This is a genomic window from Komagataeibacter xylinus NBRC 15237 (assembly GCF_001571345.1).
In the GTDB taxonomy this organism is placed as follows: Bacteria; Pseudomonadota; Alphaproteobacteria; order Acetobacterales; family Acetobacteraceae; genus Komagataeibacter; species Komagataeibacter xylinus.
The window spans coordinates 1-22,266 of record NZ_BCTP01000001.1; the positions used below are offsets into that span (position 1 = coordinate 1).

Below are 22,266 nucleotides of genomic sequence, written 5' to 3' on the forward strand. Positions count from 1 at the left end.
GGCTGCCGCTTGCCCGACAGCACGCCACAGGCCAGCAGCAGCCCGCCAGCCAGCAGCACGGCACCGGCCTGTTCCTGCCGCGCGCCCCACCCGGCCTGCAGCACGAACAGCCCGCCCTGTGCCATGACCAGCCCCCCCAGCCCCACGCGCAGCGCGGCCCAGTCGCCCTGCCTGCCCAAAACGAGATGCAGGCCCAGCCCCAGCCCGATGAACATGACCAGCAGGTCGCACCGCCCGCATGCCATGGCCAGCGTCGCATTGGCTGACAGGATGAAAGGCTCAGGCCCCGCCATGCGCCCTTCTGCCCGCGCCGTAGCCTCGGGCATGAAAACGCGCACGCACAATGCCAGCGCCGGGCAGAGCAGCATCAGCGCCTGCGCCATGGGGTGAACAGACTGGCAGCCCACGGCGCACAGCCCCAGGAGCAGCACGGCCAGCAGGCCCCGCAAGGGCCTTGGCCCACCGGTGGCCAGCAGGGCCATGACCGCCAGCACCATCCAGCCCACCACCAGGCTGATGAAAAGCGCTGGAGGCATCATGGCGCCGCCCCGCCAGAGCGGCGCGCGCGCAGCAGCATGAGGTTCAGGGCGGCGACCGCAACGAGTGTTTCCGCCATGACCTGCGGGTTATTGGCAAGCCCCGCCAGCAGCATGACGCCATCGAGCCCGCAGGCCAGCCCCGCGCACAGGGCGGCCGCCGCCCGCGCAATGCACGCGCCCCACACGCCACACAGAATGGCGGATAATCCGGCCAGCCCCATAAGTCGTGCCGTCATGCCGCCGGGCATGCCCGGCACGATCACCTGCGCCAGCACCGCAACACAGACAAGCCCACCGGCAAGGCGCAGGCCACTGCGCTCACGCGGGCCTGCCTGCCCGTACAGCATCTGCAGACCCAGCAGCCCGACCAACCCTGCCTGCGCCACCGCCAGCAGGCACGACAGCCCCACACTGCCCTGCGCCCATTGCCACAGCCACACGCATGCCGCAGCGAGGCCCGCATGCCAGGCAAGCCCGATGCCCCGCCCCCCGGAGCCCGAAAGCGACACGATCACCATCATGCCCAGCAACAGCACCAGCATGTTCAATCCGCTCCCCGGCCCGCGAACAGCAGCACCCCGGCCATCAGCGCGCATAACAGGGCCAGCCCCGCCCGCCAGCCCGCATGCTGCCTGCCTGCAGAGACCACGAACACCCGCAGCCCCGCCACACACCCGCATGCCAGCAGCATATGCGCAGCCCAAAGCCCCATCGCCCCCAGCAACGATACGCCCCGCCATGAGCGGGCCACGAGATCGGGTTCCACGATCCCTTCTGGCCAGACCAGATCACGCGCCACCATCATCCACACCACTGCCAGCAGGTCACGCGCATACAGCGCCACCGCGCGGTCGGGGCCTGCAAGATCCTCCAGCATGGTGGCAAACAGGCGTAACGCCGCGCCATCGCTTTCCTCCACCCCCGCCAGCACCAGTGCGGCCGCCACCAGCGCCAGCGGCACGCGCACCACGTTCATATCCGCCACATGCGCCTGCCGCACCAGCCCCGCCAGCGTGCCATCGGGCAGGCACAGCCCCAGCACCACGCACACCAGCAGCAGCACGGGCTGGATCATGATGCCCATGCACGCCGCCTTCAGCCCCGCATGGCCGGGCCGGGCCAGCCCTGCCGCAAGCGCCGTGACCACAAGGGCCAGAAACGCCATCTCCAGCAGTCCGCCCACGATCAGCAGGTCCGACAGGTCGCTGCCGGGCAGGCCGATGCAAAATGACGGCACCAGCCCTGCCCCGGCCAGGCCTGCGGCAAGCCCCAGCCAGGGGGCCACCGCCGTAACCTGCGCCCCCGCCGCCGAACGCACCCCCGCCTGCCGCCAGGCATGGCGCAGCACGCGCCAGTGCGCCAGCGGATCAGGCAGGCGGCGCCCGCCCTGCATGCAGGTCGCCATCCAGCGCAGCAGGGCAATCCAGACCGGCGCCATCAGCGCAACCAGCGCCATGTGCCAGCCCGCCAACAACAGCGCCTGCATGCGTGCCGCAAGGAACGGTGCCACCATCCCTATCCCTGCCATGCAATGAACATGAGCGCCCCCACGCAGGCCGCCACCAGCGCCACCGGCCCCGGCACCCGCCGCCCGTGCCATGCGCCTGCCACCCGGCCCGCGCCAGCCCGCGCGAGCCTGCGTGCCAGCCGCAGGCCAAGGGCATAAGCGCGCATGGCATGCCGCCGCGTTGCTCCCGCCACGGCCATATCGAGCAGCATGCGCGCGGGGTTGCCCGGCCCGACCTGCGTGAGCGGATCACCAAACACCATCCACGGTGGCACCACGGGCGCACCCTGCTGCCACCCCGCTACCTGCCGCGTAGGCGTGCGGCAGGCCAGCCGCCGCACGACCGCCACCACTGCCCCCGCCAGGGCTACAAACAGGCACAGGCGGGCCGGATGCAGGACAGCACTCCCATCGGGCGATGTCAGGGCAACCGCCGCAAGGTCCGGCCATGTGCCAGCCGCCTGCGGGGCAGCACCCTGCATCAACGCCAGCCAGCAACCGGGCCAGATGGAAACCAGCATGACCGGCAGCCCCGCCGCCAGCACACCCCATTGCGCGCGCACGGGCGGGTCAGCCGCCCCCGCGCCACGCGGCGTGCGCGGCCTGCCGCACAGCATGACGGCCACAATGCGCACAAGGGCAAGCAGGCGCACCGCCCAGCCCACGCCCAGCACGGCCAGTGCCCCCAGCAGCGGCACCTCGCCCGCCAGCCCGGCCGCATGCGGCATGGAGGCCAGCAGGCGCAGCAGCATCCAGATAATGGAAAACCCCAGCAGCGGCGGCAGCCCGCTTTCGGCCAGCAGCGCCAGCGCAAACAGCGCGGAGAGGCGCGGCATGAGCACCCCCAGCCCACCCAGCCTGCCCAGCGACAGCGCACCGGCTTCGCGCTCCATTACATCAAGCGCCCGGGCGGCCAGCATGCCAGCGAGCAGCAGCCCCGCCACCAGCAGGTAGGTGCGCTGGGCACAACTGGCCATGCCCGGCAGGTCATCGGCCCGCGCCAGCAGCATGAGGCCCGCGAGCATGATGATGATGGCCCCCGTGCCCCCTGCCAGCCCGGTCAGGACCCGGCGCGCATCAGGCGCGCGCAGCGCCCGCCACGAGGCGGTCATGTAAAACAGGCACCCCGCCACGATCAGCGTGCCGCCCCAGCGCATGTCGGCCACCGCCGTGCCCGCGGGCAGGCGCGCCCACAGGCTCATGGCGGCAATCATCGCGGCGATATCGGCCATGTGGAAAGGCCGCAGGCCACGCGGGGCCACCCGCAGCGAAAGCGAAAGCCCCAGCAGCCCCCCCGTGCCCACCGCGCACAGCCCCGGCAGCAGCCACCCCGCCTGCGTGGGAAAGACGCAGCCCGCCGCCAGCAAAAGCAGGGCGATGTGCTCCGGCCCGTGGCGTGGCGCATCGCCGCGCGCCAGCAGCGCCCAGCCTGCCCCCATGCAGGCCAGAACCGGAGCGCCCGCAACCGCAACCGCTGCCGCCACACAGGCCGCAAGGTCGCGCAGGCTACGGGCAGCCGCGCCCACAAGGCCGAGCGGCAGCAGCAGGGCCAGGTCGGGCCGCGCGGCAAAAACGCCGGGCCATGCCACCATCCCGCCGGGCAGCCTGCCCCCCGCAAGTGCCAAACCCTGCAGCAGGCTTACCCCCAGCCAGCAGGCGACAAGCATGGGCCGCATCCGGGCCGCCTGCCCCGGCACGCAGGCCAGCAGGGCCGTGAGCAATGCTGCCGCAAGCAGGGCCGCAAGCACGATGACAGGAATGATGACAGCCCTCCCGCATGCGCCCGGGCAACCGGGCATGTCATGGCCCGCTCCATTGGGTGTTACGGTGCCGATGGCTTCATCAATCCGCGCCATATCCGCGCACGTCAAGATGGGGCCGCTCGCACTCCGGGCCGCGTGCCACGGTGGGGGCCTGATCCGGCAGCAGCGCATGACGGATAACCGCGCGGCGCGCCCCATATGCCGACCCAGGCCTGCAAGTAAATTACATTAAAACCTGTGCATAAAAATCTGCACATCAAATATTGTCGGCTTTCAGAAATATGTTACATTTAAGTATCAAAAACCATAATGTCTGGTTTGTACGAAAATGACAGCGTCGTAAAATCAGTATCCGATGGTAACAAGTGTAATGTACGCAATCCGCCAAACGGTAAGGAACATGGCGATATCTGCTTTTATATGAGATTTGTAGTCAAGAAACCAAAACATAACCCTGATGAAGAAGCAGTAGACTCATTGAGCGAGTGCCTGACAGACGAGAAGCTTTTTGAAGATCATATAGACAGCATAGAATCTCAGTTAAATCAGGCAGAAGAAAAAAATACACAGGCGCCAGAAATACAAAGTCAAAGCTGTAATTTTATAAGTAAAACATCAGGGCCATAGGGACACGACAGGCCACCCATGCCGCTGCGCCTGCTCGCCCTGTCCGCCCTGTCCGCCTGCGCTGACGACACACTCACACCCGAACAGCTCAAGCAGGATGACGAAAAGAAATGGAAGGTTGTGAAACCGAGAAACTGAACACCCGCATCCCGCCCGCGCGGGCGGGCGGGGTCATAAATGGAAGCTGCCGGGTGCCGCCTTTGATTGAAATCAAGGCGGCATTTTTTATTAAGACAGACCGCAAGGCCCGTCAGATCATGGCCAGCGGTTCCTTGCGGCGCGGCGGGGCGATGGCGGCGTCGATCTCGGCCAGGTCATCGCGCGTCAGGGTAATTTCGGTTGCTGCAAAGTTTTCGTGCTGGTGCTTCGGGCTGCCTGCCTTGGGTATGGCGAGCACGTTCTCCTGCCGCAGCACCCAGGCCAGCGCGATCTGGGCGGGCGAGGCCGGGCCGAGCGTAGTCTTGTGCCGGGCCGCCACCCGCGCGAGCACCGGCGCGCGCAGCAGGTCGCCGCCCTGCCCCAGTGGCGAATAGGCCATGGTCACGATGCCCGCTTCATGGTCACGCGCCAAAAGGTCGAATTCCGCGCCACGGTAGTCGAGGCTGTACAACACCTGATTGGCGGCACACGGCGTGGTGGCGGTGATGCGCTCCACCTCGCGCATGCCGTCAGTATCGAAATTGGACACGCCCCAACTCCGGATCAGGTCTGCTTCAACCAGATCATCAAAGCCTGCAATGGTCTCTTCCAGCGGTTCGCTGCCCTCCCAGTGCAGCAGGTAGAGGTCGAGATATTCGGTGCCGAGCCGTTTGAGCGAGGCCTCGCACGCGCGGCGCACGCCCTTGCGCGATGCGTTTGAGGGCAGCACCTTGCTGACCAGGAACACATCATCACGCCGCCCGCGTATTGCCTCGCCCACCAGTTTTTCCGATCGGCCGGAGCCATACATCTCGGCGGTGTCGACCACGCGGATACCGGCCTCAAGCCCTGCATGGATGCTTTTTATTTCATCCGCGCGGCGACTGTCGCTGTCCCCCATGTTCCAGGTGCCCATGCCAAGGGCCGGGACAATGGTGCCGTTGGGGAAAGTGACCGTTTTCATACGCAACCTGCCTTTCGTCCATGCCGCGCGGGCCTGCCCCGCGCGCTGGTGCCTATTTGCGACGCGCCCAGCCTTTTGGCTGCTGTTGCCAGTAGCTCAGTTCATGCCCGGCCTCGCGCCACGCCACCCAACGGGCGCGGGCGCTTGCCACGGCGGCCTCGTCATGGCCATCGAACAGGTCGAACACCCGCTCGAAGGGGGAAAGATCGGGCATCTCCACCCCATCGAGCAGGAAGGCGAAGGTCGCGCCATTGGGCACGTCCTCGCCCTCCGTCAGCCAGATGGGCTGCCATTGGCCATGCCCCATGGCTTTGGTGCCGTGGGGCAGCCACAGCGGGTCGGCGGAACGCCATAGCCCGTCATCGAGTTCAGTCACCCGCTCGGCCGTGCCACAGCGGATGACCGCGCGTTTGCTGGCCGCAAGCGTGCGGCCAAGCAGCGCGGGCAGTACTTCCACCGCCTTGGAACGCGTCAGGTGATAGAAGCCGATCTGCGCCATGGAGTTCCCTGTCCTGCCCTGTCCTGCCACGCGGGGCAGGCATTACCCCTCGTAATGCGTGCTGACCAGACGGTCGAGCAGGCGCACGCCAAAGCCGGTCGCACCCTTGGGCGCGTGCGACGTGGCGCGGGGGGAAAACACCGTGCCCGCGATGTCGAGATGCGCCCATGGCACCTCATTGACAAAGCATTCAAGGAATTTGGCTCCCGTGATCGACCCGCCGGGGCGGCCGCCAATGTTCTTGAGGTCGGCAATGTCCGAGCGCAGCAGTTCAAGGTAGGCGGCATCGAGCGGCATGCGCCACAGCTTCTCGCCCGTCGCCTCGCCCGTGCCGGACAGGTGGCCCGCCAGTTCATCATTGTTCGAGAACAGGCCCGCGCGTTCCACGCCAAGGCTGACCACGATCGCGCCGGTGAGGGTTGCAAGGTTGACCATGAAGCGCGGCTTGAAGCGGTCCTGCGTGTACCACAGCACATCGGCCAGCACGAGGCGGCCTTCGGCATCGGTGTTGAGCACTTCCACCGTCTGGCCCGCCGCCGTGCGCACCACGTCACCGGGGCGCTGGGCGTTGCCGGACAGCATGTTCTCAACAAGACCCACCACGCCCACGGCGTTGACCCTGGCCTTGCGCCCGGCCAGGGCCGCCATGGTGCCAACCACGGCGGCGGCACCGCCCATGTCGGTTTTCATCTCGTCCATGCCGGCGGCGGGCTTGATCGAGATGCCGCCGGAATCAAACGTGACACCCTTGCCCACGAAGGCCACCGGGGCTTCGCCTTGCGTGCCGCCATTCCAGCGCATGATGACCGTACGCGGGGGCGCATCGCTGCCCTGGGCCACGCCAAGCAGCGCGCCAAAGCCCAGCTTGTGCATGGCGTCGCGGTCGAGCACCTCCACTTCCACGCCAAGGTCGCGCAGGGCGAGGATGCGCTGCTCGAATTCGGGCGGACGCAGCATGTTGGCGGGCTCGGATACGAGGTCACGGCACAGGAACACGCCCCGCGCCACCGCCAGCAGCGGCTGCCATGCCGCCTGCGCCGCCGCCGGGTCGGCTGCCAGCACGCTTACCGTTGCCAGCTTGCCCGCCTCGCCCTTGCGCGGGGTGGTGCGATACGAATCGAAGCGGTAGCTGCCCAGCACGGCGCCAAGTGCTGCATGGGCGGCAAAACCGGGCGTAAGGCTGTCGGCCACGATCGTGCCCTGCTCGCCGCCCTGCGCCACGGCGCGTGCGGCGGCAACGCCCGCGCGTTCGACCTGCGTTGCGCACAGGCTGTCCATCGCACCCAGCCCGACAAGAATCACGCGGTCATAGCCTGCGCCGGGTGCCAGCACCACGCAGGTCTTGGCCAGCTCGAAGCCAAAGCGGGCGGCACGGGCCGCACGGGCCAGCGCCCCGCCGGTGGCCGCATCGACCTGGGCAAACAGGCCAGCGGGTGCCGTGCCAGAGGGCGCAAGGATGGCGATCGTGCCGCCGGCAGGCGCCGTGGCATCGGAAAAGGCAATATCGAGCATGGGGGTCACGGGGCTCCGCTTTGACAAAGGGTGGATGAACGGCGCGAAACCCTGCCCCCACATGCGTGAAAGGACCGGTTTTTCGCCGCCGGGCGCCATCAGGGCCGATAAAGGCATGACGGCGCGGCACGAGTAAGCTAATGCGAACAGCATGAATACGCCATCCATGCCAGCTTATGAGGACAGATTCCTTCTGGATCTGGCCCTGCGCCTTGCCGATGAAGCAGCCGACCTGATCCACGCCATCCGCGCGCGCGGCTTCGCCACTACGGTCAAGACCGACAGTTCCCCCGTAACCGAGGCCGACCACGCGGCGGAGGCGCATATTCTCAAGGGCCTGCGCGCCCATGCGCCCGCCATCCCCGTCGTGGCGGAGGAGGAAATGGCCGCGGGCATCCGCATTGATCCCGGCAGCGAGTTCTGGCTGGTTGACCCGCTTGACGGCACGCGGGAATTTGCCGCGGGCCGCGATGATTTTACCGTCAATATCGGCCTGATCCGCCATAACCGCCCGGTGCTTGGCGCCGTGGCCCTGCCCGCCTACCACCAGCTTTATGGCGCGGGTGCGGGACGCGGGGCCTTCCGCATTGATGCGCAGGGCGAGCAGGCGATCCATGTCCGCAAGCCCCCGGCGGAGGGGCTGACCGTGCTGGCCTCGCGCCATTATGCCGATGATCCGCGGCTCAAGGAATTCCTGGGCGGCCATCCCGTTGCCCATCTGGGCAATATCGGCTCGGCGGCCAAGTTCATCCGCGTGGCGGAAGGGCTGGCCGATCTCTACCCCCGCCTCGGCACCACCATGGAGTGGGACACCGCCGCCCCGCAGGCCGTGGTCGAGGCCGCCGGTGGCGCCATCCTCACGCCCGATGGCAAGCCACTGGCCTATGGCAAGCCGGAGTGGCGCAACCCGCACTTCGTGTGCCGTGGGGCGCGGTAGGCAGGCGCCCCCATGCAAACCCGCCTGCTCCCTGACACCCCCGCCGGGATAGAGACCGCAAGCACGATTTTACGCGCAGGCGGCCTTGTGGCCTTTGGCACCGAGACGGTCTATGGCCTCGGCGCGGATGCGGGCAATGACCGGGCGGTCGCTGCCATTTACACGGCCAAGGGCAGGCCGGGGCGCAACCCGCTCATCAGCCACTTCGCCAGCGCTGAGGCCGCCTTCGCGCAGGTCGCGGCAACGGAGCTGGCCCGCGCGCTGGCCGCGCGGTTCTGGCCTGGCCCGCTGACCATGGTGCTGCCCCAGAGCCCTGGCTGCGGCATTTCATCCATCGCCACGGCGGGGCTAAGCACCGCCGCCGTGCGGGTACCCGCGGGGGCCACCACGCTGGCGTTGCTGCGGGCATGTGGCTTTCCCGTCGTGGCCCCCTCGGCCAATCCCTCGGGCAGGGTCAGCCCTTCGGATGCGCAGCATGTCATGGCGGGGCTTGCGGGCCGGATTGACGCGGTGCTCGATTGCGGCCCCTGCCCCGTGGGCGTGGAAAGCACGATCATCGACCTCACAGGCCCCGTGCCCGTGCTGCTGCGCCCCGGCGGCATCACGCTCGAAGCGCTGGAGGAAGCCTGCGGCATGCCCGTAGCCCTGCCAGACACGGCCAGCAATGACGCCCGCCCTTCCGCCCCCGGCCAGCTTTCATCGCATTACGCGCCCGGCCTGCCCGTGCGGCTTGACGCAACCGGCGTGGGCGCGGATGAGGCGCTGCTGGCCTTTGGCGCGCCGCTTGCGGGCAGCCCGCTTGTGTGGAACCTGAGCGAAAGCGGTGATTTGCACGAAGCGGCAGCGCGCCTCTTCGCGGGGCTGCGGTTTCTTGATATGGAGGGGCAGCGCCGGGGGCTGGCCGGGATTGCCGTGCAGCCCGTGCCCCGGCATGCGCTGGGGCGGGCCATCCGCGACCGGCTGACCCGTGCGGCCTGTCCGCGTTCGTAATGACTTCAACCGCATGATCCGACCCTGGTGCAGCTGACATGAGCGATACACAGACAATCGACCCCAGGGAACTGAGAATCCTTTCGGATATTCTCGCCCTTGTGCTGGATGAAAACGCTGGCCAGTCGGAAACAGCGCTGGCGGCCATCCGCGCGCGCGCGGGCAAGAACCAGGTCACGGGCGGCGCGCTCAAGAACCTGTTCACGGCAATCGCGCCCAACCCGCCGCCCAAGGCAGCCCCCAAGCCCCGCGCCCCGCGCGCCACCAAGGCCAGCGCCGCCGCCAAGAAAGAGATCGAGGAGTCGCACGCCCGCATTGCCGAGATGGCGGAAAGCATCCGCACGCTCGATGCGACGCTGCGCGACACGCGGGTTGAACTGCGCACCTCCCTGGCCCGCAACGATGCCCTGACCGCCGAACTGCGCCAGACCCAGCAGGCCCGTGCCGAGACGCAGGCCGCCCTCTCGGCCGCGCAGAACACCGCCCGCCCGGCCGGCCGCCGCTCATCGGGCCTGATCGTGGCCGCCGCCGTGGGCGCGCTGACCGGCTTCGCGCTGACCGAGGCCTTTCACCTGCTGGCCCAGCCCAGCCCGGCGCAGGCCAGCGCCACCTACCCGCCGGTGCGCCACCATGGGCAGGCATGGCTCGTGCCCTCCTCCTTCCCCTCCCATACAGGACACATGCTGTCATGACCGTATCCCCCTCGCCCGCGCAGGCGGCCCCTGACCTGATCGCGCGCTTTACCGATCTGCTCGGCCCGGTTGGCGTGCTGGTGGATGCGACGGACACCGCCAGTTTCTGCACCGACTGGCGCGACCTGTACCATGGCCGCGCGCTGGCCGTGCTCCGGCCCGCCAATACGGCGGAACTCGCCGCCATCGTGCGCCTGTGCAACGAGCATGACGTGCCCATGGTGCCCCAGGGCGGCAATACCAGCATGGTCGGCGGCGCCACACCCGACGGGAGCGGGCGCGAGGTGGTGATCTGCCTGACGCGCATGAACCGCGTGCGCGCCATCGACCCCGCCGACCTGACCATGGAGGTCGAGGCGGGCGTGACGCTGAAGGCAGCACAGGACGCAGCACGTGAGGCGGGCTTCATGCTGCCGCTTTCCATCTCATCGGAAGGGTCGGCCCAGATGGGCGGCGTGCTGGCCACCAATGCGGGCGGCAACAACACGCTGCGCTATGGCAATGCGCGTGAACTCACGCTGGGCGTCGAGGCGGTCATGCCCGATGGCAGCGTGTTCCATGGCCTGCGCCGCCTGCGCAAGGACAATACCGGCTACGCGCTGCGCCAGTTGCTCATCGGCTCGGAAGGTACGCTGGGCATCATCACCACCGCCATCATCCAGCTTCACCCGCAGCCGCGCGCCATCGAGGCCGCCCTGTGCGCGGTGGACGACGCCGATGCGGCGCTGAAGCTGCTCGGCCTGCTGCGCGCGCGCGACCCGGCGCTGGTGCAGGCGTTCGAGTTCATGTCCGGCACCGGCATGGATCTCGTGACCAGCCTGATCGCAGGCACCACCGTGCCGCTTGGCGAGCGCGCGCCCGCCTATGTGCTGGTTGAACTCGCCACCCCCCGCCCCGATGCCGACCTGCGTGAATACACCGAGGAAGTGCTGGGCGAGGCCCTTGAGGAAGGCATCATCACCGATGCCGTGATTGCCGAGAGCGAAGGCCAGCGCGCGGGCCTGTGGAAGCTGCGCGAGGAACATGCCGAGGCCCAGCGCCGCGCGGGGGCGAGCGTGAAGAACGACGTATCGGTGCCGGTCACGCACGTGCCGGAACTGATCCGCCGCGCAACAGCGGCGTGCGCGGCGCTGATACCGGGCATCCGCCCCGCCCCGTTCGGCCACATGGGCGATGGCAACATCCACTTCAACCTTGTCCAGCCCGAGGGCATGGACCCCGCCGCCTTCCTGGCGCGCAGCCATGACATCATGGATACGGTAGCCGGTATCGTGAAGGATCTTGATGGCTCGTTCTCGGCCGAGCATGGGGTGGGCCAGCTCAAGCCCTACATGATGCCCGCCTGGCGCGGCGGCGCGGAGCTTGCGGCCATGCGCCACATCAAGGCCGCCCTCGACCCCAAAGACCTCATGAACCCCGGCAAGGTCCTGCCGCCCGCCCAGCCGGGCGCGTGAGCCCACGCCCCGCCGTGCTGCGCGTAACAGACTGTTCCAGCCCCTCATCCGGGCGGGGTTCACCCCTTTTGCCCCGGCGGGAACAGGGGTAGACAGGGGCATGCCCGCCCTCCGCCCTGGTCCCGACCGCCTCGCGCCGCGCCTGTCGATTCTGGATCGCTACATGCTGCGCCAGCTCCTGCTGGCGCTGGCAGCGAGCACGGGCGCACTGGCAATCCTGATCTGGTTGACCCAGTCACTGCATTTCGTCTCGCTGGTGGTGGGGCGCGGGCTGTCGCTGCGCGTGTTCCTGGAACTGACCGGCCTGCTCATCCCGTCCTTCGTGGCGGTGATCCTGCCCATCACCACCTTTGTCGTGGTGCAGTTCATCTACCAGCGCTTCGGCACCGACCGCGAACTGACCGTGATGCAGGCCGCTGGCCTTTCGCCCTTCATGATGGCCCGGCCGGGGCTGATGTGCGCGGCCATTGCCACGGGCGCGTGCCTGCTGCTCAATGTGTGGGTGGTGCCGGTCTCGTACCATGCCTTCAGGCAGTACGAATTCCAGATCCGCAACCGCATGGCCGCCTTCCTGATCCAGGATGGCGTGTTTACGCAGGTATCGGACAGCATGACGGTCTATATCCGCACGCGCGACAAGGATGGCACGCTGCATGGCATCATGGTGGAAGATGACCGCACGCCGGGCGCCGAGGCCACCATCCTGGCCGAGGAAGGCAACCTCGTGATTGTGGGCGACCAGCCGCGCGTGGTGCTGTTCAACGGCTCACGGCAGGAAATCGATGCCCATACCGGCCGGCTGAACGTACTGACCTTTGCGCGCAACACCATCGACCTGTCCAGCCCGCACGGCAACCACAGCCGCCAGCCCGATGCCAATGAGCTGCCCATAGCCCAGTTGCTGCACCCGGACATGCACCTCTATTCCCGCCGTGATGAGAGCAAGATGGTCATCGAGGCATGGCGCAGGCTCAGCACGCCGTTCTGCGCCTTCTCGTTCGCCATGATCGGGCTGCTTGGCGCGATGGGCGGCAATTATTCCCGCCAGGCCAGCATCATCCGCCCGGTGCTGGCCATACTTGGCGTGGTGGCCGTGCAGGCGCTCACGCTCGCGGTGCAGAACCTTGCCTCACGCAACCTGCAGCTCATGCCGCTGATGTGGATCTGCACGCTCACCCCCGGCCTGATCTGTGCCGCAATCCTGTTCTGGCCCGAAATCCGCACCGAGCGCGAAAAGCCCGCCCCGGCGGGCAGGCCCCGCCCATGAACATGGCCCTGACGCTCTCGCTCTACATCGCGCGGCAGTTCACCTATGCCACGCTGGCCGTGATCGCCTTCCTGACCGGGCTGATCACGATGTTCGACTTCATCGACCTGCTGCGACGGGTCTCGACGCGCCCAAACGTGCCGACATCGCTGGTCAGCGAGATCGCGTTCCTGCACATTCCCTTCGCCTGCCTCGAGATCCTGCCCTTTGGCGTGCTGCTTGGCGGCATCATCTGCTTCTGGCGGCTTGCCCGCACGTCGGAGCTGGTGGTGGCGCGGGCGGCGGGCATCTCGGCATGGCAGTTCCTGGCAGGCCCGGTCATCTGCGCCGTGCTGGTCGGCACGGTGGCCACGACCGCCATCTCGCCGCTTTCCTCCGTCATGTACCGCCGCGCGGAAGCGCTCGACCGGCAGTACCTGCGCGACAATAACGGCAAGACGCTCAACATGACCGGCGGCACGCTGTGGCTGCGCCAGAGCGATAACGGGCTGGTCAGCCACGGCACGGCCATCATCCATGCCCGCCGGGTCAGGCTCAGTGGCGGCATGCTGCATGTGGGGGGGATCACCGTCTTCCGCATGGGGCCTGATGATGACCTGATCACCCGCATCGAGGCCGAGAACGGCTATCTGGGCAAGGGGCGGTGGATCCTGACCACGGCCCGCCTGCTCCGCCCCGACGAGATGCCCGAGGGAGCGGGCGAGATCACGCTCCCCGCCGACCTGACCCTGGCCGGGGTGGAGGAAAGCTTCGCCTCGCCCGATACGCTGTCGGTCTGGGCGCTGCCGGGCTTTATCCGCCAGCTCAGGCGCTCGGGTTTTTCGACCATCCGCCACCGGCTGCATTTCCAGACCCTGCTCACGCTGCCGGTGCTGTCGGGCACCATGGCGCTGGTCGCCGCCGGTTTTTCCATGCGGCCCGCGCGGCGCGGCGGCGTGGTGCGCATGATCAGCTTTGGCGTGGCCGCCGGTTTCGCGCTGTTCGCCATCTCCAAGATCGCGGCGCAGTTTGGTGAAACGGGAACACTGCCGCCCCTTCTGGCCGCATGGGCGCCCACCGTGGCCGGGCTTTGTCTTGCAGTCACGCTACTTCTTCATCTAGAGGACGGTTAATGTCCCGTCCCGTTCCTTCCCCGCGCGCGCCGTCACCGCTACGGCCCCCCGTCGCCATGCGGCGGTTTTCGCGCGGGCTGCTGCTTGCGGCCACCACGCTGGGCGGACTCATGTTTGGAACGGATGCGCGGGCGGACGCGCCGGTGCGCGCCATGCCCATCCATGCACCCAAGAGCCAGCCCGAGGCCCCGGCCTCGTTTTCCGGCACGGTCTCGAATACCGACCCGATGACCTTCCAGGCCGACCACGTGGCCTATGACAGCAAGAACGGCATCGCCACATGGACCGGCAACGTGCAGCTGTGGCAGAATGACCAGATCATGCGCGCCGACAGGGTCGTATACGACCGCAACACCGGCGTTGCCGCGGCGCGGGGCAACGTGGCCCTTGTCGAGCCTGACGGCACCGTGCTGTTTACCGAATATGCCGAGCTGAGCAACGGCATGCGCGATGGCATCATGACGCGCATGTACGCCCAGATGTATGACAACGCCCGCCTTGCCGCCAACGGCCTGCGGCGCACCAACAGCAAGGTCAATGACCTGACGCGCGTGGTCTATACCGCCTGCGAGATCTGTGCGCGCCACCCCGAGCGCGCGCCGTTCTGGCAGTTCCGCTCCTTTGACGCAACGCATGACCTGCAGCACAAGCGGCTGGAATTCCGCGATGTGTTCTTTGATTTCTTTGGCGTGCCGGTTTTCTACCTGCCCGCCTTCTCCATGACCGACCCGTCCGTGCGGCGGCAGAGCGGGTTCCTCACCCCTGGCTTCACCCCACATGACCGCTACCTCGGCACCTATGTCACCATCCCGTATTACTGGGTAATCGACCGCTTCTCGGACCTGACGGCAACCGGGCTGTTCGCCACGCGCACCGACCCGGAACTCCTGATGAGTTTCCGCAAGTACTTCAATAACGCGCGCCTCTTCGTCAATGGCAACATCGCCTATGACACCCACCATGACAGCACCTACGTCAACACGTTCGGCAATACGGTGGACAGCTCGAACAACCACGGCATCCAGGGCTATATCTCGGCCAAGGGAGTGGTGAACATCAACAAGACCTGGCGCGCGGGCGGCAATATCCAGTGGGCCAGTTCACCCAACTACATGCGTGACTACCGTGTCAGTGGTTATGGCCAGGACACGCTCAATTCCAACCTCTACCTGGAAGGCTTTGCCACCGGCTCGTATTCGCGCATCGATGCCGAGGGCTATCAGGGCATGAACCAGGGCATCATCAACAACAAGGACCTGCCCTGGGTCCTGCCGCGCTACACCTACAGCTATTTTGGCCAGCCCGATGCGCTGGGCGGCCGTTTTGCGCTCGATACGACGGATTTCTATGTCTATCGCCAGAATGGCACATCCGACCAGCGCGGCCAGCTCTCGCTCAACTGGGATCGCCCCTTCCACAATTCGCTGGGGCAGATCTGGAACCTGACGCTGCATGTCGAATCCGCCGTCCATCGCGCGACCGACCTCAACGCCCAGCCCAATTTCGGCCGCACCGCGCGCGCGCAGGTGCAGGGCCAGGTGGAACCCACCGTGGCGCTGAAAATGAACTGGCCCTTCCTGCGCAGCTTCAACCACAATACCGGCACCCAGATCCTCGAGCCGATCGTGCAGTTCATCGCCGCCCCCAACACCGGCAACAGCGCCTCGCGCAACATCCCCAACGAGGACAGCCTGACCTACGAGTTCACCGATTCCACGCTGTTCGCAATCAACCGCTACGCGGGCACCGACCGGCTTGATGGCGGCCTGCGCGCCAATGTGGGGCTGCACAATAACTGGACATGGAACGGCCACCAGATCGACGTGCTGATCGGCGAGAGCTTCCAGGAGCATATCGACCACAACCGCATCCCCTATTCGGGGCTGAACCATCACCTGTCGGATGTGGTGATGGGCACGCACATGGTGCCCAACCAGTATTTCGATTTTGACGGCAAGATGCGGCTTGACCCCTATGCGGGCAAGGTGGACTTTGGCGATGCGCTGGGCAGCGCGGGATTCCGCCATTTTCGCGTAACGGGTGGCTACCTGTTCGAGCCGGTGACGCCGTATTACTATTACGCCCAGCGCTCATACGCCTCGGCCCCACCGGCCATTTACTACAAGCCGGTCAGCGAACTGACGCTTGGCGCCGCCTCCAACTGGGATAACTGGCACATCGCCGCCTATCTGCGCCGCAGCCTGTCGCGCAAGGAAAGCGTGGCGGTGGGTGGCGATGCGGGCTACCAGAATGACTGCTTCGGGCTCGATGTCATGTATCTCAAGCAGTACACCACGATTGGTGGCCAACAGAGCAATTCGACCGTAATGTTCTCCCTTACGTTCAAAACCATCGGCACGTTTGGTATAAATGGCTGACCTGATGCGCGAAAGACCGAGCCGGATGTTCCTCTTCCCTGCCCCCCTTGGCACAGCCTTCCCCCCTGCACCGTGCAGCCGTGGCCCGCGCCGCATGCTGGCTACGGCCCTGCTGGCCTGCGTGGCGCTGGTGGGGCACCAGCCCGTGGCCAATGCCCGCAGCGCCCATGCCATTGCCGAGCAGGCCCAGGCGGCGGAAGACCAGGACTCCATTGTCGCCACCGTCAATGGCGCGGTGCTGACCAAGCGCGACATCGACACGCGGGGGCGGCTTTTTGCGCTCTCCTCGGGGCTGGATGTAAGCGACGACGTGATGCAGCGCCTGCGCCCGCAGATCGTGCGCCAGCTGATCGATGAAAAGCTGCGCATGCAGGAAATGCTTGATCGCCACATCAACGTGCCCATCCAGCAGATCGCGGGGGCCATTTCCGGCATCGAGCAGCGCAATGGCATGCCCGAGAACGCCCTGCGCAACAAGCTGGCGGAAGATGGCGTGTCGCTTACCACGCTGATTGACCAGATCCGCGTGCAGCTTGGCTGGTCGCAGGTGTTGCGGCAGGAAACGGCGGAACACGGGCGCATCACCGCAGCCGAGATCGAGCAGCGCATGGCGGCGCTCAAGCGCGAGGACGGCAAGCCGGAATACATGATCAGCGAGATCTTCATTCCCGTCGAGGATCAGCGCCACCCCGAAGGCGAGCTGAAATTCACCGAAACCATCATTCAGGAACTGCGCGAGGGCGCGCCCTTCCCCATTGTCGCGGCCCAGTTCTCGCAGGGGCAGAGCGCGCTTGACGGCGGCATGATGGGCTGGACGCAGGAAGACGGGCTTGACCCGCAGGTGGTGTCCGTAGCCCGCCAGATGCCCGATGGCGCCATTTCCAACCCCATCCGGGTGGCGGGTGGTTACGTGATCGCCACCATTGCCGAGCGCCGCACGGTGGGCCACCAGATGGTGACCGTGCTGTCCATCCGGCAGACCTTCTTCCCCTTCGATGCGCCACTTGACCCCGAGAACCCGACGGACCAGCAGAAGCAGACGCTCGATGCCGCCAATGCCTTTTCCGCCAGCGCCAAAAACTGCGACCAGATGGAAGCGCAGAACAAGAAAAACGGCGAAAAGCACCCGTCTGACCCCGGCGACCTGATGCTGAACCACCTCAACCCGCAGATGCACGAAGTGCTCGAGCCGCTCCCGCCCGGCAAGCCCAGCCATCCGCTGGTTTCGGTAGATGGCATTCTGGTGCTGATGATCTGCTCGCGTGAAGAACGCAACATCGCCATCCAGACACCCAGCCAGATTGCCGACCACCTGCTGAGCGAGCGCGTGGAACAGACCTCACGCCAGCTCAACCGCGACCTGCAGCGCCGCGCGATCATCGACATGCGCTCCAAGACCTGAGTGCCGTCATGACCATGCCACAACGCTCCCACGGGCTTGAGCCGCTGCGTGACACCATTGCGCGGCATGGGCTGGATGCACGCAAGGCGCTTGGGCAGCACTTCCTGCTTGATCCGGGCATTACGGCACGGATCGCGGCCCTGGCGGGCGACCTTGCGGGGCAGCATGTGGTCGAAGTCGGCCCCGGCCCCGGCGGCCTGACCCGCGCGCTACTCGACACGGAGGCGGCCGGCATCATTGCCGTCGAGGTCGATCCACGCGCGGTGGCGGTCATTACCGAGCTTGCGGCACACGCGCCGGAGCGGTTGCAGATCATCGAGGCGGATGCCATGCGCCGGGATCTTGCAACCCTGTGCCCCGCCCCGCGCCAGATCATTGCCAACCTGCCCTACAATGTGGGTACACCGCTGCTCGTAGGCTGGCTGCGACAGGCCCATGCATGGTCGCGCCTCACGCTCATGTTCCAGCAGGAAGTAGCCGAACGCATCTGCGCTGCCCCCGGCTCCGACCATTATGGCCGGCTGGGCGTGCTGGCGCAGTGGACATGCCGGTGCGGGGTCATGATGCATATTCCCCCCGGCGCCTTCTCGCCGCCGCCCAAGGTCCATTCCGCCGTGGTAGGGCTGGTCCCGCATGCGGAGCAGCCCGATCCCGCCCTGTTCCGCGCCATGGAGCAGGTTACGGCCGCAGCCTTCGGGCAGCGGCGCAAGATGCTGCGCGGGGCACTGAAGTCGATTGGCGGCGAAGCCCTTCTGGCCGAAGCGGGAATTGAGGGCAGCCGCCGGGCGGAAACGCTCGAGATCGCGGATTTCGACCGCCTCGCCCGCCTGCATGCCCGCCGCAGCGCCGCCGTAACCTGAAGAGATAAAAGTTTTTGGTGAAGCTTTTTTCAAAAAGCTTCAAAAGAACGCCGCCTTTTTGAAAAAAGGCGGCACCCAAAAACTTTTATTCTTTATCTATTATTTCCCTGCTTATGCCGCACTTTCCACCCGCTGCCCCCGCGCCATCATGTAATCACGCGCCAGCGGCAGGGCATCGATTTCACGCGAGAGCGTGAGCTGGAAGTTCATGTGCCCCTGCACGCGAAACGCCAGTTCCGACACCACCAGATAGAACTCGAACATGCGGCAGAAACGCTCGTCATACAGCCGGGCGATCTGCGCGCGCCGCGCATTGAAGCGGGTGCGCCAGTGGGCAATGGTGCGGGCGTAATGCAGGCGCCATATCTCGCAATCAGCCAGCCACAGCCCGGCATGCTCAACCGCCCCCACCACCTCGCTCACGGCGGGGGAATAGCCACCGGGAAAGATGTAGCGGTCAATCCACGGGTTGGTCACGCCCGGCCCTTCCCTGCGGCCGATGGCGTGCAGCACCATCACGCCATCAGGCCGGAGCACGCGGCGCATGGTGGCAAAAAAGGCAGGGTAATGCGCCACCCCCACATGCTCGAACATGCCGACTGAAATGATCCGGTCATACTGCCGGGCAACAGCGCGGTAATCGAGCAGCTCGAAGCGCAGCCTGCCCTCCAGCCCGGCTGCATGCGCCCGGCCCCGGGCAATGTGCAACTGCTCGCGCGAGAGCGTGATGCCGGTGACATACGCGCCGTAATCACGCGCCAGCGTCAGCCCCAGGCCACCCCAGCCACAGCCTACATCCAGCACGCTCATGCCGGGGCGGTGCAGGTGCAGCTTGGCGGCGAGATGATGCTTCTTGGCGGCCTGCGCCTCGGCCAGCGTTTCGTGCCCGGTGGGGAAGTAGCCGCAGGAATACTGCATGTCCTCATCAAGGAAATGCCGGTACAGCTTGCTGTCCAGGTCATAATGGTGGGCGACATTGCGCCGGGCGCGGCCCCGGGTGTTATTTTGCAGCCATGACCGCGCCATGAAGCGCAGGGTGGAGAACACGCGCTCTCCCGCCGGGCTGCGCTCCATCACGTTGCGCATGAGCACATGCATCAGCTCATACAGCGTGCAACCCACGGGGTATAACGTGCCCGCCATGTAGGCCTCACCCACCTTCAGCGCGGGGTCGAGCAGCAGGGCACGCGCGGTCGCCGTATCGGCAAGGCGCATGGCAGCCTGCGGGCCGGGCCTGCCTGCGTAGCTGCGCCGGTCTCCATCAGGGTAATAGACCTCGAGCCGGCCTGATGTAATGAAATGGGCGAAAGCCCGGTCCAGCAGTACAGGCGCCATCGGTCTTCTCCCCGCATGCCTTTTGCTGCAACCCGAACGGCAAAAGCCCGGAAGAGTTTCCTCTTCCGGGCTTTCACAACCAGTCCAGTCCCCCGCGAAGCGGGCGACGGATCAGGTCAGTCAGACAGCCGGGGTTTCCTCGATGGCGGTCTCTTCCGAAACTTCGCCCTCGGTTACCACGCCTTCGTCAGCCAGTGTGGGTTCGTCGTCGATATCAACGCCGATTTCCTCGCCACGGGCCTGACGCTCTGCTTCTTCCTCAGAGCGGGCAACGTTCACGGTCACCTGCATGGACACTTCCGGGTGCAGGGCAACGCTGACGTCATACAGGCCAAGCTGCTTGATCGGCTCGGGCAGGATCACCTGGTTGCGGGTGATGGTCAGGCCGGCCTTGGTCGCCGCTTCAGCGATGTCGCGGGTCGTGACCGAACCATACAGGCTGCCGCTGTCGCCTGCCTGACGGATCAGGATGACCGACAGGCCGTGCATGCGCTCGGAAAGGCGCTCGGCCTCCTCGCGGTTCTTGAGGTTCTGGGCCTCAAGCTGCACGCGCTCACGCTCGAAGCGCTCGCGGTTATGCGCGTTGGCGCGGATCGCCTTGCCCTGGGGCAGCAGGAAGTTACGGGCATAGCCCGGCTTCACCGTGACGATCTCGCCCATCTGGCCCAGCTTCTCGACGCGCTGGAGCAGGATGAGTTCTACTGCGGACATGATTCTGCCTCCCTCAGCTTACAATGTAGGGCAGCAAAGCCAGGAAACGCGCACGCTTGATGGCCTGGGCCAGTTCACGCTGCTTCTTGGCGGAGACTGCCGTGATGCGGCTGGGAACGATCTTGCCACGCTCGGACAGGAAGCGGCTCAGCAGGCGCACGTCCTTGTAGTCGATCTTCGGCGCGTTGGGGCCGGAGAACGGGCAGGACTTGCGGCGACGGTAGAACGGACGGCGCGCGCCAACCGCAACGCGGCGGGCGGCGGGGTTGATCTCGGTGGTTTCAGACATCAGCTCTTACTCCGCTTCGGCGCTGGCAGTGGCGTTGGCGCGCTGCTGTTCTTCACGCTCGTTACGGGCGCGGAACTCCTCGCGGTCATCGAAATTGCGGCGCGTGCCACGACCGCTCTCGAAACGGCCGGTGGGCTTGGGCCCACGGAAGCCACGCTCACGCTCGTCACCCTTGCGCGACAGGATGACCGAGGGAGCCTCGTCGATCTCGTCGATGCGCAGGGTCAGGACGCGCAGGATATCTTCGTTCAGGCCGAGCTGGCGCTCGATTTCCTTGACCGCGGCAGAAGGCGCATCAAGGCCGAGGAGCATGTAATGGCCCTTGCGGTTCTTCTTGATACGGTAAGCCAGCGTGCGCAGGCCCCAGTATTCGCGCTTCTTGATGGAGCCGGATTCGGCTTCCAGATAGGTGGCGATGCCATCAGCAATGGCTTCGACCTGCTGCTGCGACACGTCATTACGTGCAATCAGCACGGTTTCATACAACGGCATTGGAACTCCCTTCGGATCGCTTCAACCCCCGCATGGACGGACACGGTCCGCCATGTTGCCCATAGGGCACGGGTATAGCCGGGGGCGATGCCACGCACCCGGCAGGGAAGGAGCGGGTTGAAACACAAACCCGCCCCACACACAAGGAAAAAGTACGGTTTACTTCGGATCTTTCGGCGCCAGCCACATGAAGACCGGCTCGGGCGAGACCAGTTGCGGCTCGTCATGGCGGAACCCCGTAACCGACTTGACCACCGCAAGCGGCACATCAAGCATCGGGCTACTGCCCTGCACCGTGCCCTGATCCATCATGGCGCGGGTGGCGGCAAAGGCCGCCTTGTGCAGCGCGGGCACGGCGGGCGGCGCCTCGCCACGTATCTCGAGCGCAAGCATCTCTCCCCCGCGCCCGTCATGCACCACGCTCCAGCGTTCCTCGCCCGCCTCATAGCCCTGGGCCTGGCTGACGGGGTCGACGCTCCCAACATCGCATGTGACCAGCCTGCCCTCGCGCACCAGGGTCTTGCGGTCATATTCGGCCAGAAGCCCGCTGTCGTTATCGACGCGGATGACAAACCACCCGTTGGGCAGGTCGGCTATGGCATAAGGCGCCTCACCAGCCGGGTCCGGCGTGCCGGTGTCACGCAGGCCAAGCGCATCGATCAGGGCAGCCCGATCAACGCCGTGGAATTTGTAATAGGATACGTCGAACTCCATTTCCCTCTCTCCAATTATGGGACAGGAGGGAAATGGTAACGGTTTCGTGTTATAACAATATCTGAGATACTATTTTTATGCGCA

General features: G+C 66.2%; 21 protein-coding genes and 1 pseudogene. 10 read left to right on the top strand and 12 right to left on the bottom strand.

Annotated features, from left to right (window positions below; all coding sequences use genetic code 11):
- The 4 genes and pseudogenes from GXY01S_RS00005 to GXY01S_RS00020 form a co-directional block, all read right to left on the bottom strand.
- A pseudogene (locus tag GXY01S_RS00005) lies at positions 1-539 on the bottom strand (hypothetical protein); the annotation flags it as partial.
- Positions 536-1,081 carry a hypothetical protein gene (locus tag GXY01S_RS00010; protein ID WP_061271249.1) on the bottom strand — a complete coding sequence of 182 codons (546 nt, stop codon included), beginning with the start codon at positions 1,079-1,081 and terminating at the stop codon, positions 536-538. The pseudogene GXY01S_RS00005 and the gene GXY01S_RS00010, both read right to left, overlap by 4 nt.
- Positions 1,082-1,083: 2 nt before the next feature.
- Entirely contained in the window at positions 1,084-2,052 is a 969-nt protein-coding gene (locus GXY01S_RS00015) for a hypothetical protein (protein WP_061271251.1), read from the bottom strand.
- A gap of 2 nt (positions 2,053-2,054) precedes the next feature.
- Positions 2,055-3,902 carry a hypothetical protein gene (locus tag GXY01S_RS00020; protein ID WP_242501344.1) on the bottom strand — a complete coding sequence of 616 codons (1,848 nt, stop codon included), beginning with the start codon at positions 3,900-3,902 and terminating at the stop codon, positions 2,055-2,057.
- Positions 3,903-4,118: 216 nt separating this feature from the next.
- Between GXY01S_RS00020 and GXY01S_RS17845 the strand changes: the two genes are divergently transcribed.
- Positions 4,119-4,436, top strand: coding sequence for a hypothetical protein (locus tag GXY01S_RS17845; RefSeq protein ID WP_129551349.1), 318 nt, complete (start codon positions 4,119-4,121; stop codon positions 4,434-4,436).
- A gap of 250 nt (positions 4,437-4,686) precedes the next feature.
- Here the strand turns inward: GXY01S_RS17845 and GXY01S_RS00025 are convergent, their stop codons facing one another.
- From GXY01S_RS00025 to GXY01S_RS00035, 3 genes are read right to left on the bottom strand one after another with little or no spacing between them, the layout of a single operon-like run.
- The gene (locus GXY01S_RS00025; protein ID WP_061271254.1) at positions 4,687-5,538 is read right to left on the bottom strand and encodes an aldo/keto reductase; all 852 of its coding nucleotides are present in this window, start codon (positions 5,536-5,538) and stop codon (positions 4,687-4,689) included.
- Between the two features lie 52 nt (positions 5,539-5,590).
- A complete protein-coding gene (locus GXY01S_RS00030) occupies positions 5,591-6,037 on the bottom strand; it encodes a DNA polymerase III subunit chi (protein WP_061271256.1) in 447 nt (148 codons plus the stop codon).
- A gap of 42 nt (positions 6,038-6,079) precedes the next feature.
- Positions 6,080-7,549: a leucyl aminopeptidase gene (locus tag GXY01S_RS00035; RefSeq protein WP_061271495.1), complete on the bottom strand. Its 1,470-nt coding sequence runs from the start codon at positions 7,547-7,549 to the stop codon at positions 6,080-6,082.
- A gap of 151 nt (positions 7,550-7,700) precedes the next feature.
- Between GXY01S_RS00035 and cysQ the strand changes: the two genes are divergently transcribed.
- The 9 genes from cysQ (at position 7,701) to rsmA (ending at position 18,641) form a co-directional block, all read left to right on the top strand.
- Complete coding sequence (gene cysQ / locus GXY01S_RS00040; protein ID WP_061271258.1) at positions 7,701-8,486, top strand: 3'(2'),5'-bisphosphate nucleotidase CysQ; 786 nt, start codon at positions 7,701-7,703, stop codon at positions 8,484-8,486.
- Between the two features lie 12 nt (positions 8,487-8,498).
- Positions 8,499-9,476: an L-threonylcarbamoyladenylate synthase gene (locus GXY01S_RS00045; protein ID WP_061271260.1), complete on the top strand. Its 978-nt coding sequence runs from the start codon at positions 8,499-8,501 to the stop codon at positions 9,474-9,476.
- A 38-nt stretch (positions 9,477-9,514) separates the two neighbouring features.
- Positions 9,515-10,168 carry a hypothetical protein gene (locus tag GXY01S_RS00050; RefSeq protein WP_061271262.1) on the top strand — a complete coding sequence of 218 codons (654 nt, stop codon included), beginning with the start codon at positions 9,515-9,517 and terminating at the stop codon, positions 10,166-10,168.
- Positions 10,165-11,622, top strand: coding sequence for an FAD-binding oxidoreductase (locus GXY01S_RS00055; protein WP_061271264.1), 1,458 nt, complete (start codon positions 10,165-10,167; stop codon positions 11,620-11,622). Before GXY01S_RS00050 ends, GXY01S_RS00055 begins: the two co-directional genes overlap by 4 nt.
- Before the next feature lie 100 nt (positions 11,623-11,722).
- Positions 11,723-12,889, top strand: a complete 1,167-nt coding sequence (gene lptF, locus GXY01S_RS00060) for an LPS export ABC transporter permease LptF (RefSeq protein WP_061271266.1) — start codon at positions 11,723-11,725, stop codon at positions 12,887-12,889.
- Positions 12,886-14,001 carry an LPS export ABC transporter permease LptG gene (lptG, locus tag GXY01S_RS00065; protein WP_061271268.1) on the top strand — a complete coding sequence of 372 codons (1,116 nt, stop codon included), beginning with the start codon at positions 12,886-12,888 and terminating at the stop codon, positions 13,999-14,001. The genes lptF and lptG overlap by 4 nt, the downstream gene beginning before the upstream one ends.
- Positions 14,001-16,379, top strand: a complete 2,379-nt coding sequence (locus GXY01S_RS00070) for an LPS-assembly protein LptD (protein WP_061271270.1) — start codon at positions 14,001-14,003, stop codon at positions 16,377-16,379. The genes lptG and GXY01S_RS00070 overlap by 1 nt, the downstream gene beginning before the upstream one ends.
- 4 nt (positions 16,380-16,383) lie before the next feature.
- Entirely contained in the window at positions 16,384-17,781 is a 1,398-nt protein-coding gene (locus GXY01S_RS00075) for a peptidylprolyl isomerase (RefSeq protein ID WP_242501345.1), read from the top strand.
- 8 nt (positions 17,782-17,789) lie between these two features.
- Complete coding sequence (rsmA, locus tag GXY01S_RS00080) at positions 17,790-18,641, top strand: 16S rRNA (adenine(1518)-N(6)/adenine(1519)-N(6))-dimethyltransferase RsmA (protein ID WP_061271275.1); 852 nt, start codon at positions 17,790-17,792, stop codon at positions 18,639-18,641.
- A gap of 111 nt (positions 18,642-18,752) precedes the next feature.
- On the opposite strand, the gene GXY01S_RS00085 is transcribed toward rsmA, so the two are convergent.
- The 5 genes from GXY01S_RS00085 to GXY01S_RS00105 all read right to left on the bottom strand — a co-directional run bounded on the left by GXY01S_RS00085 (position 18,753) and on the right by GXY01S_RS00105 (position 22,182).
- On the bottom strand, positions 18,753-19,976 hold the full coding sequence (locus GXY01S_RS00085) for an SAM-dependent methyltransferase (RefSeq protein ID WP_061271278.1): 1,224 nt from the start codon (positions 19,974-19,976) through the stop codon (positions 18,753-18,755).
- Between the two features lie 120 nt (positions 19,977-20,096).
- Positions 20,097-20,687 carry a 50S ribosomal protein L9 gene (gene rplI, locus GXY01S_RS00090; RefSeq protein ID WP_061271280.1) on the bottom strand — a complete coding sequence of 197 codons (591 nt, stop codon included), beginning with the start codon at positions 20,685-20,687 and terminating at the stop codon, positions 20,097-20,099.
- Between the two features lie 13 nt (positions 20,688-20,700).
- On the bottom strand, positions 20,701-20,976 hold the full coding sequence (gene rpsR / locus GXY01S_RS00095; protein WP_061271282.1) for a 30S ribosomal protein S18: 276 nt from the start codon (positions 20,974-20,976) through the stop codon (positions 20,701-20,703).
- A 6-nt stretch (positions 20,977-20,982) separates the two neighbouring features.
- Entirely contained in the window at positions 20,983-21,468 is a 486-nt protein-coding gene (gene rpsF, locus GXY01S_RS00100; RefSeq protein WP_061271284.1) for a 30S ribosomal protein S6, read from the bottom strand.
- Positions 21,469-21,627: 159 nt separating this feature from the next.
- A complete protein-coding gene (locus GXY01S_RS00105) occupies positions 21,628-22,182 on the bottom strand; it encodes a hypothetical protein (protein ID WP_061271286.1) in 555 nt (184 codons plus the stop codon).
- Between the last annotated feature and the right edge of the window lie 84 nt (positions 22,183-22,266).

Bases quoted from the DNA above. Each gene is read 5' to 3' on its own strand.
- rpsF (WP_061271284.1), bottom strand. From the start codon at position 21,468: ATGCCGTTGTATGAAACCGTGCTGATTGCACGTAATGACGTGTCGCAG.
- GXY01S_RS17845 (WP_129551349.1), top strand. From the start codon at position 4,119: ATGTCTGGTTTGTACGAAAATGACAGCGTCGTAAAATCAGTATCCGAT.
- lptG (WP_061271268.1), top strand. From the start codon at position 12,886: ATGAACATGGCCCTGACGCTCTCGCTCTACATCGCGCGGCAGTTCACC.
- GXY01S_RS00075 (WP_242501345.1), top strand. From the start codon at position 16,384: ATGCGCGAAAGACCGAGCCGGATGTTCCTCTTCCCTGCCCCCCTTGGC.
- rpsR (WP_061271282.1), bottom strand. From the start codon at position 20,976: ATGTCTGAAACCACCGAGATCAACCCCGCCGCCCGCCGCGTTGCGGTT.
- GXY01S_RS00035 (WP_061271495.1), bottom strand. From the start codon at position 7,549: ATGCTCGATATTGCCTTTTCCGATGCCACGGCGCCTGCCGGCGGCACG.
- cysQ (WP_061271258.1), top strand. From the start codon at position 7,701: ATGAATACGCCATCCATGCCAGCTTATGAGGACAGATTCCTTCTGGAT.
- GXY01S_RS00010 (WP_061271249.1), bottom strand. From the start codon at position 1,081: ATGCTGGTGCTGTTGCTGGGCATGATGGTGATCGTGTCGCTTTCGGGC.
- rplI (WP_061271280.1), bottom strand. From the start codon at position 20,687: ATGTCCGCAGTAGAACTCATCCTGCTCCAGCGCGTCGAGAAGCTGGGC.
- lptF (WP_061271266.1), top strand. From the start codon at position 11,723: ATGCCCGCCCTCCGCCCTGGTCCCGACCGCCTCGCGCCGCGCCTGTCG.
- GXY01S_RS00070 (WP_061271270.1), top strand. From the start codon at position 14,001: ATGTCCCGTCCCGTTCCTTCCCCGCGCGCGCCGTCACCGCTACGGCCC.
- GXY01S_RS00045 (WP_061271260.1), top strand. From the start codon at position 8,499: ATGCAAACCCGCCTGCTCCCTGACACCCCCGCCGGGATAGAGACCGCA.
- GXY01S_RS00015 (WP_061271251.1), bottom strand. From the start codon at position 2,052: ATGGTGGCACCGTTCCTTGCGGCACGCATGCAGGCGCTGTTGTTGGCG.
- GXY01S_RS00025 (WP_061271254.1), bottom strand. From the start codon at position 5,538: ATGAAAACGGTCACTTTCCCCAACGGCACCATTGTCCCGGCCCTTGGC.
- GXY01S_RS00055 (WP_061271264.1), top strand. From the start codon at position 10,165: ATGACCGTATCCCCCTCGCCCGCGCAGGCGGCCCCTGACCTGATCGCG.
- GXY01S_RS00085 (WP_061271278.1), bottom strand. From the start codon at position 19,976: ATGGCGCCTGTACTGCTGGACCGGGCTTTCGCCCATTTCATTACATCA.
- rsmA (WP_061271275.1), top strand. From the start codon at position 17,790: ATGACCATGCCACAACGCTCCCACGGGCTTGAGCCGCTGCGTGACACC.
- GXY01S_RS00050 (WP_061271262.1), top strand. From the start codon at position 9,515: ATGAGCGATACACAGACAATCGACCCCAGGGAACTGAGAATCCTTTCG.
- GXY01S_RS00030 (WP_061271256.1), bottom strand. From the start codon at position 6,037: ATGGCGCAGATCGGCTTCTATCACCTGACGCGTTCCAAGGCGGTGGAA.
- GXY01S_RS00105 (WP_061271286.1), bottom strand. From the start codon at position 22,182: ATGGAGTTCGACGTATCCTATTACAAATTCCACGGCGTTGATCGGGCT.
- GXY01S_RS00020 (WP_242501344.1), bottom strand. From the start codon at position 3,902: ATGGCGCGGATTGATGAAGCCATCGGCACCGTAACACCCAATGGAGCG.